Source organism: Paenibacillus pectinilyticus (genome assembly GCF_001700435.1).
GTDB classification, from domain to species: Bacteria; Bacillota; Bacilli; order Paenibacillales; family NBRC-103111; genus Paenibacillus_E; species Paenibacillus_E pectinilyticus.
This window is the reverse complement of sequence record NZ_LYPC01000022.1, coordinates 32055-45149: the sequence shown is the minus strand read 5'-3', so window position 1 is coordinate 45149 and position 13095 is coordinate 32055. Positions and strand designations below refer to the sequence as shown.

General features: G+C 42.8%; 10 protein-coding genes. 3 read left to right on the top strand and 7 right to left on the bottom strand.

Going from position 1 to position 13095, the window contains the following annotated elements:
• Nucleotides 1-25: 25 nt before the first annotated feature.
• The 7 genes from A8709_RS16495 to A8709_RS16465 form a co-directional block, all read right to left on the bottom strand.
• Complete coding sequence (locus A8709_RS16495) at nucleotides 26-1651, bottom strand: response regulator (RefSeq protein WP_065853469.1); 1626 nt, start codon at nucleotides 1649-1651, stop codon at nucleotides 26-28.
• Nucleotides 1644-3491 (bottom strand): cache domain-containing sensor histidine kinase, encoded by a 1848-nt coding sequence (locus A8709_RS16490; protein ID WP_084225015.1) that lies wholly within the window; start codon nucleotides 3489-3491, stop codon nucleotides 1644-1646. Before A8709_RS16490 ends, A8709_RS16495 begins: the two co-directional genes overlap by 8 nt.
• Nucleotides 3433-4758 carry an ABC transporter substrate-binding protein gene (locus A8709_RS16485; RefSeq protein WP_167357100.1) on the bottom strand — a complete coding sequence of 442 codons (1326 nt, stop codon included), beginning with the start codon at nucleotides 4756-4758 and terminating at the stop codon, nucleotides 3433-3435. The genes A8709_RS16490 and A8709_RS16485 overlap by 59 nt, the downstream gene beginning before the upstream one ends.
• Nucleotides 4759-4919: 161 nt before the next feature.
• Entirely contained in the window at nucleotides 4920-5966 is a 1047-nt protein-coding gene (locus A8709_RS16480) for a glycoside hydrolase family 43 protein (protein ID WP_065853468.1), read from the bottom strand.
• 51 nt (nucleotides 5967-6017) lie between these two features.
• Nucleotides 6018-6848, bottom strand: a complete 831-nt coding sequence (locus A8709_RS16475) for a carbohydrate ABC transporter permease (protein WP_065853467.1) — start codon at nucleotides 6846-6848, stop codon at nucleotides 6018-6020.
• Between the two features lie 6 nt (nucleotides 6849-6854).
• On the bottom strand, nucleotides 6855-7751 hold the full coding sequence (locus A8709_RS16470) for a carbohydrate ABC transporter permease (protein WP_065853466.1): 897 nt from the start codon (nucleotides 7749-7751) through the stop codon (nucleotides 6855-6857).
• A 68-nt stretch (nucleotides 7752-7819) separates the two neighbouring features.
• Entirely contained in the window at nucleotides 7820-9148 is a 1329-nt protein-coding gene (locus tag A8709_RS16465; RefSeq protein ID WP_065853465.1) for an ABC transporter substrate-binding protein, read from the bottom strand.
• Nucleotides 9149-9607: 459 nt separating this feature from the next.
• Here A8709_RS16465 and A8709_RS16460 point away from each other — a divergent pair, with 459 nt between their 5' ends.
• The 3 genes from A8709_RS16460 to A8709_RS16450 are packed head-to-tail and all read left to right on the top strand — an operon-like array spanning nucleotide 9608 to nucleotide 13077.
• Complete coding sequence (locus A8709_RS16460; RefSeq protein ID WP_065853464.1) at nucleotides 9608-10942, top strand: spore germination protein; 1335 nt, start codon at nucleotides 9608-9610, stop codon at nucleotides 10940-10942.
• A complete protein-coding gene (locus A8709_RS16455) occupies nucleotides 10935-12014 on the top strand; it encodes a GerAB/ArcD/ProY family transporter (protein WP_065853463.1) in 1080 nt (359 codons plus the stop codon). The genes A8709_RS16460 and A8709_RS16455 overlap by 8 nt, the downstream gene beginning before the upstream one ends.
• The gene (locus A8709_RS16450; protein WP_065853462.1) at nucleotides 12001-13077 is read left to right on the top strand and encodes a Ger(x)C family spore germination protein; all 1077 of its coding nucleotides are present in this window, start codon (nucleotides 12001-12003) and stop codon (nucleotides 13075-13077) included. Before A8709_RS16455 ends, A8709_RS16450 begins: the two co-directional genes overlap by 14 nt.
• Nucleotides 13078-13095: the final 18 nt, after the last annotated feature.

Sequence of the window (13095 nt, the reverse complement as noted above, 5' to 3'; positions counted from 1 at the left end):
AGAGGAAGCAAAGATACCGTCCAGGTTAATTAACCCCGAACGGTATCTCTTTATTCCCCGTTTTCCCTTCTCGATATTCGGAAGGCGTGCGATTCGTACTGGTTTTGAAAACACGGTTGAAATGACGAATATTCGTAAAACCGGTTGAATCCGATATCACCTGGATCTTTTCATCGGAATAGAGCAGCAGCGACTTGGCCTTCTCAATCCGTTTCTCCGTCAAGAAATCGATGAACGACTGACCTTGCTTGCTTTTGAATAAAGAACTGAGATAGGACGGGCTGAGATAAACGATTTCCGCCATCATGTTAAGTGTGATGGCTTCAGCGTAATGCTCCTCTACGTATCGAACCACAATTTCTATTGGGCTCGCGACAAACTTCTTCTGACGATTGGAAATGGCTATTGTGAGGTCACCAAGCAGCTTCTGACAGCGTTCCGTCAGTTCTTTACTCGACGAATAGGAGTAGATATCCATAAGCACCTGCTTGACATCCGTGTTCTGCAGCCATTGTTTGACGACAGCCAGATTCACGGCCAACTCGTAGAAATGCAGCAGCATTTTACAAATTTGCTGGTGAATCATTTCCGGATCCTTCCACTGTTGGCATAGCTTCATCACGTACTGACTCGCTTGCTGCTGCACATTTACGAAGTCCCCTTCTTGCACGAATTGATTCAACGCATGCCAATCGGCAGCTTGCCCATCGTGCTTTTCCATTTGCATGCCAACCACAATCTCATTCGATAGCAATCGATCGCCGCCTATAACTAATCGGTAAAGCAGTGCTAGTCCAGCCTCTTTATATGATTTGGAAATCGATTCCAGGTCTTTCACGGGACTGCCCAACCCGAACGTGAGTGTAAAGTTCGACTGCACGCGGATATCTTTCCGAATCCGATTCGTTAACAATTCAATTTCCGTGTAGATCGTCTCGAAACCTTTATGATTAATAAGCGCAATCACTTCCGTCTCATGGTGAATGAATACATACCCGTTGAAACTCTCGTTGAGACTCTCTTGAATAAATTGCTGCATATAGACGGAAAACAACGAAGGATTTAGTTGATAATATCGTTCATCCGATACCGAATCCCGATCAAGTTTGGCAATCAAACAAGAAATAAACGGATGCGGAAAATGAATGCCCACATTCTCTAGCAGTTCTGCTTCCTCATGGTGCACATGCCCCGTTAAAAGACCAGTCAGCACATGCTGCCGCATCTGATTCTGAACCTGCTGATCCATTCTGCTAGATTTGCTTGGTTTGTTCTCTACCTTCCATTCTTCTTCCAATTTCCCGAGTAAGGTATACAATTCTTCCCGCTCAAAGGGTTTCATCAAGTAATCCTTGGCCCCTAAACGTAACGATTCTCGTGCATATTGAAAATCGTTATACCCGCTCATTACGACGCATGACATATGCGGATACCGCTCTTTCACGATATATTGCAATTGAATGCCATCCATTCTAGGCATTTTGATATCCGTGATAATCAGATCCGGCTGCAGTTCTTCTATTTTCTCCAGGGCGTCTGCACCATCTTTCGCCTCATCGATGACGAACCAATCACCTTCCATCTCCGTAATCATCATCCGTATCCCTTTGCGAAATATGGACTCATCATCCACAATGAGTATACTAGGCATCTTGTTTCCTCCCTTCCTGTAGATCTTCGATGAGCGGCAGTGTTAAAGAGATTGTTGTACCTTGCTTGAGATTACTCTCAATCTTAACCCCATACTGATTCCCATAGCGCAGCGCAATTCTGCGATGGACATTCATTAAACCTGTTCCGCCGTCTCCATCTTCAACAGTCGTTATTTCAAATTTACGATCGATCACACGCTGCAATTGTACGGCACTCATCCCTGCGCCATCATCTTGGATCTGGATCAGCATATGATGATCTACTTTTTTCCCGATCAGGTTAATCGTTCCGTAGCCATTGCCTTTATCAATCCCATGCACGATACTGTTCTCAACAATCGGTTGTAAAATGAACCGAATCACCGAATAGTTCAGCAGCTCAGGTTCGACATCGACATGAAATTTAATTTTATCCTCAAAACGAATCTGTTGAATCGCCATATAGCCTGTCACATGCTCGAGTTCCCGGTGCAGAGGCACTTGGCTCTGATGACTATTAATACTATAGCGCAGCAGTTTACTTAGATGATTTGTCATTTTCACGACTTCTTTATTGCCTTGAATTTCAGCATACATCGAGATAGAACCCAACGTGTTGTACAAAAAGTGAGGATTGATTTGGCTCTGTAGTGCCGAAATTTGTGCATTTTTCTCTCTAATTTCAGACTCATAGAGACGATACCCGAGATCACTGAGTTTGGAAACCATGATATTGAAGGATTGACTCAATTGACCAATCTCATCGCGACTTCGAATTGGAATCGAGACGTCTAGGTCGCCAACAACCACCTTTTTCATCAGCGTACGTAATTCGCCGATTGGGTTCGTAATTCGAAGCGCCAACACGGTGAAAATAATGATCGCTAACACTAAACAGACAGCACCAATACCAATGATATAATTCCGAACATACACCGTATCTTGCAGTAAAATGGCCAGTGGAACCATCTCAATCATCGTCCATCCTGTCAAAGGGGACGTGTAGTAGGAAAGTAGCTCCGCATCTTTCGTTTGTTTATAGACGACTGTGCCAGAGCCCTTGAACTGATTGATTTGCTCAATTTCTGGTCCGCTCGACATGCTCTTATAAATCATCGCACCCTCGTTATCGACGATTAAGAGATTCTTTTTATCATTCGAGATCGCTTCGATTTTATTACGAATCACATTTTTATCGACATCGATCACCAAGTATCCCAGATCTACCCCGGTATCTACACTGCGAATTCTTCTGGCAAAAGAGTACACTTGATTCGTCGTATCATAGGCATTCTTACTGAACGTCCCGAGATAAACGACCTTCCCAGTCTTCGAAGCCTTGTCATACCAGACCTCATTCTTCACATCGCTCACCGAATAACTTGCCTGTTCCTCAGCCCTAGCCATAAACTTATTCGCGCCTCGAATGCGATATAAGGTCAGCCCGGAAATATCAACTCGGCCATTCGCAAACACGCGTTTCGTGAAATCTTCAATCGTTACACGATCATTGAAAGTAAGATCCGTCCCTGGTGTCTGCGTTTCTACCTCTAGATATTTCATAATCTGTGGTGCCTGGTATGGCATTAACGTCAACAAATTAAGCTCATTCATATAAGTATCGATATTCGCTGTTAGTTCTTTCACGACATCCATCTGATATTTCCCGGTATTCTTCTGAATGGAGGCCGAATAACTCGTGAAGGTCAAATAACTCGCTATTCCTAGCGGTACCGCAATAAAAATAGCACTCATGATAATAAGTTTCATCGCTATCGGCAAATCCTTGATCCCTTGCAGCTTATTTCGCAGGCGTATGCTGCTGGATTTGAAGATTCGAATTAATGATTGTTTGTGCATTATGCAACACCTCTTGTGGCGTGATTTGTCCCGCCATCATCTTCTCAAACTCACGCACAAGCTCATCGTTAATCGTGCCCTGCCGTGGTTGATTGGGGAAATATTTCACGTCATCTGCTGCACTCGCATAATCGGGACGGTATTTCAACCCTTGAAACTCTGGTGACTCAACGGCTTTCTTCACGGCAGGGATATGTCCAGCCTTGGCCCAGCTTGCACCATGTGCGGCAACCCAATTAGCGAATTTCAGCGCAGCAAGCTGCTTTTGTTTATCCGGCTTCTCATGATAGGGAAGCGAGAAGGTATGAGAATCACCCCATGCGGCAGGATGATCGTAGATTTGCGGAATTTTGGTAACCCCAAAATGTAAATCGGTTGCCTTTTCAAACGTCCCTGTGGCCCAAACACCCGTAATTAACGTCGCTGCGTTTCCCTTTGCGAAAGCCTGAACTTGATCATTAATGTTCGGCAGAATTAGTTTCTTCGTATATAAGGAATTCACGAATTCCAAAGATTTCAAGGCAGAAGGGTTGTCAAGCGCGGCAGTTTGCCCATCATCTGTGTAGAAGCGGCCGCCATCTTGGTTCATTTGATTATAGAAGGAGTACCAAAGCCAATAGGAATCAATCCGTACATTCGGTTCTGCCAATGGAGAAATATTCGACGGCACACGCGCACGAATTTGTTCTAAAAATTGCAAGTAACCGGTCTCGCCAGATGCCATAATTGGCTTTTCTTTCTCATCTAGGAGACCTGCACGTTTCAGCAAATCTTTATTGTAGTACATAACCTCCAGATGGGTATCCAGTGGTATACCGAGATGCTGATTATCTGCCACAGTGCTCTTAAGAATTGTCGGGTTAAAATCATCCCAATTCACGCCAGCTTCCGGCGCAAGCGTATTCAAATCCGTCAAAAATCCAGCAGGCGCGTATTGTGAGTATTTAGCCGAATGAACGATTGCGATATCAGGTGCTTCTTCGGTAACGATAGCCGTAGAAAGCTTTGTATAATAATCACCAGAGTTATTGTTGATTTGCTCGACTTTCACATGATCAGGATTCTCCGTATTGTATTGCTGAATTAATTCAGCCATGAATTGGCCATCACCGCCGCTAAAGGGCGTCCAAAAGGTAATCCGCAATTTACTAGCCTCAGGTTCAGTGGCACTCTGATCGGACTGCGAACTACAGCCTGCCAAACTCATACTCAGCAGAAGTAGAACATACATGACTTTCATATTAGATGACCTATTCCCTCTGTTCACATGTATCCCTCCTGCCTTCCACATTCCCTTCATTATACAAACTCGCATCGGGCAAGCCAATGACCTATTTCCTCCATTCATGGACATATTTTTGGATTTATAAACCAAAGAAGCTGTAACACCCAGGCAAGGGAGCTACAGCTAAAAATATGTCTATTGGCTTACTCGCCACTCGGCACAGGGATCGGAATGCCTTCCGCAATCGGGATACCAAAATCTGGTGTACCATCCGCATGCCATTGGAACTTCTGCATCCGAACATTGCGGTTCCAGCCTGCACCTTGTGTTTTCGCAGCATGATAAATGATCCAGTCCTCTTTGCCATCCACCGACTTCGCGAACGAGTTATGACCTGGACCGAATACGTCCGCAGTCTTGGAAAACACGGCCTTCTCCCCCTTCTTCCAAGAAGCCGGGTCTAATACATCTTTACTCATCTGTGTACTGAGCATTCCTAGACAATAATCGTCCGTCCAGCTCCCGCTTGCCGAGTAAATCACAAAAATACGATCATCGTGCAGCAAAACCTGTGGCCCTTCGTTAATTGTCGGTGTCCCGTTCAATTCCCAATCATACGTTGGGCGCGAGATTTCGACGGGTTTCCCATTAATCGTATAGGGATTGCTCATCGGCGCGATGTACAAATGCTGACTGACATTGACCGAGCCCTCCCAGCCTGACCAAATGAAATAAAGCGATCCGTCCTTCTTCTGCAGCGTCGTGCCGTCAATCGCCCAGCGCCCCGCTGTATCCATCATTCCCTTATCGATGTAAGTTCCCAGCGGATCATCTGTCTCGGATTCGAGTACGAACATGCGATGATTCTCATTCTGGCCGTCATCGGCGGCATAGTAGATGTACCATTTTCCAGCTATAAAATGTAATTCAGGCGCCCAGATATTCGACGTATTCGGTCCAGACGTTGGCGGGAACCACACATCCTTGTACTCGGCATCCGATAGCCCAGTTAACGTCTTGGATTTCCATATTCGAATGGAATTGCCCGTTGTATGCGTATAGTAGTAAGTCCCATCCTTCGATGTAACCCACGGATCTGCTCCATTATCCATAATTGGATTCGTAAATGTCTTCTCTATCTTCACTGATGGAACTGCTGATTCCGATTCCTTCATGATTGGTTCCGTAGCTCCTTTCGTACATCCTGTGAGCAGCAATAAACTAATTATGATTACATGTAATTTCCGCACTCGATTCACACACCTCTACCTAGCGCCTGTCATGATGAATGATGACCCCATTTACTGTTTAACCCCTGTTGCTGTGATGGATTGAATGAATTGGCGTTGACCAATCAGGAATATAATTAACGTCGGCACGGTCGATAATGTCGCAAGCGCCATTAATTTACCATACGATTGTGTGAAGCTTCCCGTTGCCATAACCGCCACACCTGCCGTCAACGTCCGCATCTCCAGATCCGTTACCGTAAAGAACGGCCACACATAGTCATTAAATACACTCATAAATGTAAAGATCGAAAGCGTGGTGACAATTGAAACCGACGATGGCATCAAAACGGATGCAAATACCTGCCATTTATTCGCACCATCGATCCTCGCTGCTTCAATAATTTCATTCGGAAATCCTTGGAAAAACTGAATCAACATAAAGACACCAAGCGCACCGCCCGAATAGGGCAGAATCAACACATAGTACGTATTAATGAGGTTCAAATTACTGAAGTTCAAATATTGCGGCAGGAAGGAAATAATACCTGGCACCATCATGGAGCCAATAAATAAGGCAAACAACGTCTTTTTGAAAGGAATATCTAACTTCGCTAACGCGTAAGCCGCCATCGCATCCAGGAGGACCACTAGGAGTGTTGCCGCAAATCCGACGAAAAAGGAGTTAAACATCCAACGGAAAATAGGAACCTCAACATCCCCTCCAACAAAAATCGTATGGAAGTTATCCCACGTAAATTGTTGCGGAAATAAATGAAATACCGGCGCCATCACTTCTACATCGGTCTTGAACGAATTGGAAACCATCCATAATATCGGTAGTATGAAAATAATACCCAGGATCGAAGCGAGCAGCACATAAAAGATTTTGAGTGATTTCAACGTCGTCTACTCCTTCCTATTGGTGACTTTGAATTGAATCACGGATACGATCATGATCGTTAAGCCCATAAGAATCGCCATGGCGGAGGCCGAACCTATTTCTCGAGCTGTATACGCCGTTTGCAAAATGCCAATCAGGAGAACCTTGGTCTCATCCCCTGCGTTACTCATCAGATTGGGTTGGGCGAAGACGTTGTAGGAAGCGATAGTTGACGTAATCAACACGAAGATCAGCACGGGTCTGATGTAAGGCAGCGTAATCCCTCTCAGTCTTTCCCAGCCATTCGCGCCATCGATTTTGGCTGCTTCATACAAATCCTCCGGCACGCCATTCAGCGCATTGACGAAGATAATCATGTTAAAGCCAATTGTCCACCATAATGTTGCAATGACGAGTGCAAACCAGACGAATGGCTTATCAAGCAGCCAGGGAATCGGATCAAACTCATGAATACCCACTTTAGCTAAAAGTAAATTAAGAAATCCACCGGTAACATCGAACATCCGCTTCCAAATAACAGCCATAACCGTCGCTGAAACCGCATATGGGATGAAATAGATGGATCGGAAGAAGGAACGCAGTTTTGTTGGTAGTGCATTCAGTAGTAAAGCAAAGCCCAAACCAACAATGACGAGAAAAGGAACGGAAAAGACAACGAATTTCAAGGTTGCTTTCATGCCAATGAAGAAGAGGTCATTTTCCTGTGTACCCTTAGTAAAAATCTTCACGTAATTATCGAAGCCCACATAGGGATGCACCGGATCGAGCAAATTGTATTGTTTTAAGCTAATAATGAATCCATAGATGATCGGAATCAGCGTGAAGGCTAGAAAGGCGATAAGATAAGGTAATATGAATAAGCTTGACGTCAGCTTTGATTTCCAATGTGATGTTGTAGGCACAAGATTCCCTCCTATTCTTTAAAATGGAAGGCGGGTACAAGATACCCGCCTCCCCTTCTTTGCTATCGCTATTTCTTCATCGCTGCTGTTGATTTCGCTGCTGCGTCATCGAGTGCCGCTTTTGGATCTTTTTTACCTTGTAGCGCATTGGCAAGCTCACTCCAGATACTGTCGGAAATCGGACCCCAGTTCAACACTTTTGGTGCAAATTTCACATAATCGAACTCTTTTGCTACTTCCGTTTGTTGCTGTGTCATTGCTTGGAATGCTGAACTGTCACGAACCACTTTGGAAGCAACCGCTTGACCTGATTCTGCCCAATCAATGGAGTTCGTGTTCACGAACTTCAAGAAGTCACCCACACCTGCAAGGATAGCAGCATCTGTCGTCGATTTCGGAATGACGAAGTTATGGGAACCAGCGAATACGGCTTGTTTCACTGTACCAAGTTGTGGCACCGGTGCTACACCATAGTTAATTTTCGCTTTATCGAAAGCATCCTTGGACCAAGGACCGTTGAAGTGCATCGCGCTTTTCCCTTGTTGGAACAAGTTGAAATCGCCATCAGCCGCTACAGTTGGAGGTGAAACTTTCATTTCCGTCAAGCTTCTCATGAAGGTTACAGCTTCTACACCTGCTGGTGAGTTATAAGCGATGTTCCCTTTATCATCTAAGAAATCGCCACCGTTTTGGAACAAAATCGTCGGGAACAAGAAGTTCTGGATCCAGAAGGTTGGCATCGCCGCTCCCCAAATACCTTTGGATGCGTCCGTTAATTTCTTCGCGTCTTCTACGAACTCTTGACGATTCGTTGGAGGCGCTGCAATGCCTGCTGCTTTGAACAAATCTTTGTTGTAATACATAACTAGCGGATGGATATCAAGCGGTATGCTGTACCAGTTGTTATCTTTCGTTGAATATTCCACCGTAGATGGCGGGAAATTACTCTTCTCTACCCCAACTGCTTTCGCAATGGCATCCACCGGCTGAAGTAGATCCTTGGCAATGTACGTAGGTGTTTGATCTAAATGCATAATCGCAACATCAGGAACGCCCTTCTTCGTAGCAATCGCCGTATCCAACAGTTTGTAATAGTCAGCATTCGGTTGAATGGTCATTTTCACCGTATATTTATCTTGCGATTTATTATAGTTGTCCACGATTTTCTTCATAAAAGGACCATCATTTCCGGAGAATGGATTCCAGAAATTGATCGTAACTTTCTCGCCGCTTTTTGCCGGCTCAGGTGCTTTCGTTGCCGCTGCCGCTTGTGAAGCAGCAGGTGATGCTGCAGCTGGAGACGTCTCTGCCGTTTTCGTTGAAGAACAACCAGCCAAAACCAATGCCATCGATAAACCTGCTGCACCCATCATGTGTAAGCTTTTCATTTTCGTCATCTTCGTTAACTCCCTTCAATTTTAAACACACAAAGATTTGCTTGCGTATCCTGCTGAATTTGTGTCAAAATTGTAGTGAGCTGTGAATTTCGTCGAAATTCATTCTCACTACCGAGAGCGATGCTAAGGAGTTCCCACGCCAATGGACCTTAGCTCGCTCTTTCCTTTTGCTTTGGTATCTGTTTCATTTGCTCAATCCCCGTACTACTTTTCTCATTGATCCACTTCTTGCCAATCCGAATGCTGTATCACCCTTTCATTCATTTTCTTAACCACACCCTTACTATACGGATTAATAGAAAACGTTACCATGACGATATTTATGGAGCATTGGACATATTTTGATGAAAGTATCATGAATAAGCTGTGTGGCTGCTATTCTTCTACGCTAAGCATAGAACTCTTATAAATGGGATATTCTAACAAGAACTATGACCGTATAAGGGAGAAATCAGGGCAATGGGGGCACGAATAGAAGAAATTAAGAATAAGTTCGTAAATAATGATGATTTTTTTCTACAACAGGATTATCTAGCTGGTAATCCTATTAGCTTAATGGGGCTGATCACTCTTATTGATTTAGCCGAATCACGACAAACACTTCATATCTACTTAGAGGGATCAAAATCTTCATATACGTCGATAGAAGAATTACTGAGCTTGTACGGGGAAGTGAAGGAATCTGATCCGAATGAAATTGTGTCCTCAATTGTGGAGGGCAAATTAATTATTTACTCTGAAACCATTAATAAATATGTCATTACACAACCGGTACCCAAATTATTAAATCGTTTTTTTGAACCTCCAACGAATGAAAATGTACTTCAAGGACCTCTAAGCTCCTTTATTGAAGACATTGATCAAAATATTGGTATTGTTAGAAAACAAATAAGCTCGGATCGTCTACGTGTAAAATCATTTGCCGTTGGTACTAGTGAGCAAAAAAAGATTTCGTTGCTCTACTCAGAAGGTCATGCTGACATGAAATTAGTCAATAATATCATTCGTCAACTCGAATTGAACCAGAGTAGGGAAGTTCACAACTTACAAAACCTTTCGAAAACAATGGGGCTTTCCTCCTGGGGGCCTATTTCTAAATTTCACACAACGGAGCTTCCTCAAGAGGTTGCCCAATCTTTACGTGTGGGCAAAGTCGTTCTATTTGTAGACCGATTACCCTTAGCACTTGTACTACCCAGCTTGTTATGGGATATGTTCGCACTGGAAAATGATCATAATTATCCACTTCCCATCATGTTTGCTTTGCGATTTTTGCGAATCATTGGTGTCTTGATGACATTACTTGTTCCCGCTTTATATGTGGCTCTTGTAGCCGTTAATCCTGAAGTGCTGCGGATTGAAATCGCTTTAGCTGTTGCCCAAAGCCGTGATGGCGTACCTTATACTGCGCTAGTAGAAATCCTATTGATCCTAATTATTTTAGAATTAATTCTGGAAGCTAGCGTTCGATTGCCCAAAAGTATCGGACCCACTATTACAATGGTCGGTGGAATTATTCTCGGACAAGCCATTGTTGCAGCCAAATTAGTGAGTAACCTCTTAATTATTATTCTGGCAGCTACGACCATTGCTAATTCAGCTGTTGTTGGGTTTCAGAATTCGCTCTCCATCCGGCTATTTAAATATATATTAGTTCTTCTAGCTGCAATTTACGGTGTATTAGGCATATTAGCAGGTTTAGTTTTGGTATGTGCTTATCTTGCTAGTCTTGAAACGTTTGGAGTTCCTTATATTCAAATCAATGTGGCAAAGGATCGAAGTAATCATGGATAAAAGTTCATCAGTCGTGTTAATGTACATTCTCATTCATTTAGGAATTATCTTTTTCACATACCCCGAAGATATCATTGCCACTACAGGTTCAAACCATTGGATTGTTATTCTTACAGGGATTATTCTGCAACTTGTTGTTATTTTTTTCTATATGAAAGGCCTGAGTTTTTTTCCTGGAAAAGATATTATCCAAATTTATTTGAGCACAGGGAAAGTTGCATCTCTCCTTTTTTTCCTGCCGATTTTCCTGTATTTACTGATGACAAGTATAATCACACTGCGATCGTTCACTGAACTTATTGCCATCGTTTTTTTATCCAATACACCGATTTGGGCTATCTTGTTTATTTTACTCTTTGTGTCAACATATCTGGGATCAAAAGGAGTTGGAACGATATTTCGTACGGGAAATCTGCTAGGCATTCTTTTTCTACCATTAATTCTTATCATCTGTTTCATTGCTTTCCAACATATTGATTGGTACTATGCTGTGCCCCTTTTCGAACGAGACTTCTCTTTCCTAACGAAACCAACCTATTATCGAAGCTTATTTGCCTTCTCAGGTGGTTTTTTATTTCTCGGTTTCGTTCAACCGTTTGTCACTTACCAACGAAAAAAAATTCTCCTTGCGTCACTAGCCCTGATTCCTTTCTATATCTTATCTGTTTATCTTCCAATTCTTACCTTCGGAGAGGCAACAGCTGTAACCCTGCATTATCCTTTCGTTGTCGTCATCGACACGATTAATATTTCATGGTTTGTTTTCGACAGAGTTACTATGTTTTTCTTATTCACACTGAGTACATTCATTATGCTTTTTATCTCACTGACCTTGTGGAATACCAACAGGATGATCAGTACATGCCTTCCTTTCTTTAAACCGAATTATCTTATGCTTGTACTCTCGGTTATTATCTTTATCTCTTGTATGATGATTCCTGACTTGAAGAAAGTGGAACAACTGTTGTTGTGGAACACGCCTTTAAGAATTTATATTCTCGTAACTGTTCCTCTGTCTATTTATTTTCTAGGGCTTCGAGCGAAGAGGAAGGTGAGCCATGCACACAATTAAATGGATGTTCCGAATTTTCCTTGGCTTATGCTTAATTATTGCTCTAAGCGGTTGTTGGGATAATAAGGACATTAATCATCGCACTTTACCTTTGATTATGGGCGTGAGCCTTCAGAAGGATGAATATAAAGTCATTCTCCAAATCCCAGAACTCCAACAAAGTTCGATAAAATTAAATACGGTCACCGAATCAGGTAAAACGATATCTCAAGCGGTTGATAAAATCAGTATGAATAAAGAAAAGCAAATTGACTTACTCCATATTAAGGTCATTGTGATTGAAGAAAAACTTGCACAACAAGGAATGAAAGACATCATCGCTGGTTTTATGAGAAGTGGGGAAATATCACCTAAAGCTTACATCGCGATATGTGATGAGGACTTAACGCAGTTTTTTGCAAACGGAGTAAAAACGGCAGTGCCGAGAGGATCTTTCATTTACGATTTTTTCGAAAAAAATGCCGGATGGAACCCTCAAATTGCCAGAGCACAAATTTGGCAAATTTATCGTAGCATTTATTCCTACACCAACGATATTGCTATTCCTGTACTACAATCTGGAAAGAATTCGCCGTGCACATATGAAGGCTCTGCGATTGTTAAAAATGGGAAAATGGTCGGGCAAATCACGTCAGACGAAACTCTCCTATATAATGCCTTCAATAAGGATAGCACACTAGGGAAAATTGAAGTGATGGATCATGCGAGTGTCCTCATTGTTAGCAATACGATGAATCATACAACCATGCTTATTGACAATGTGCCTAAAATGAATAGTCAAATTAAATTGAAAGTTGTCATCCTTGAGACAAAAGGAAATCCCTCTGATTCGTTAATTAAACAAGAATTAGAAAAGCTTCTGACGGAACGGTTTCAACACCTTTTTACAAAAATTCAAAAAAATGAAGCTGACATTCTAGGAATCGGACAGCGGTTCAGAACCAAAATCCCACGAAAAGAGTTAGAACATTGGCGAACTGACTATTACCCGCAATTAACCATGAACATTCAATTCCAATCCGATATTCAAAATGAAGGGTTTATCAAGATACCATCGAGTTAGGAATAGTCGGCGATCAAC

Excerpts from the sequence above, each read along its gene's own strand:
- A8709_RS16495 (WP_065853469.1), bottom strand. The coding sequence starts at position 1,651 with ATGCCTAGTATACTCATTGTGGATGATGAGTCCATATTTCGCAAAGGG.
- A8709_RS16490 (WP_084225015.1), bottom strand. The coding sequence starts at position 3,491 with ATGCACAAACAATCATTAATTCGAATCTTCAAATCCAGCAGCATACGC.
- A8709_RS16465 (WP_065853465.1), bottom strand. The coding sequence starts at position 9,148 with ATGACGAAAATGAAAAGCTTACACATGATGGGTGCAGCAGGTTTATCG.
- A8709_RS16460 (WP_065853464.1), top strand. The coding sequence starts at position 9,608 with ATGGGGGCACGAATAGAAGAAATTAAGAATAAGTTCGTAAATAATGAT.
- A8709_RS16455 (WP_065853463.1), top strand. The coding sequence starts at position 10,935 with ATGGATAAAAGTTCATCAGTCGTGTTAATGTACATTCTCATTCATTTA.
- A8709_RS16450 (WP_065853462.1), top strand. The coding sequence starts at position 12,001 with ATGCACACAATTAAATGGATGTTCCGAATTTTCCTTGGCTTATGCTTA.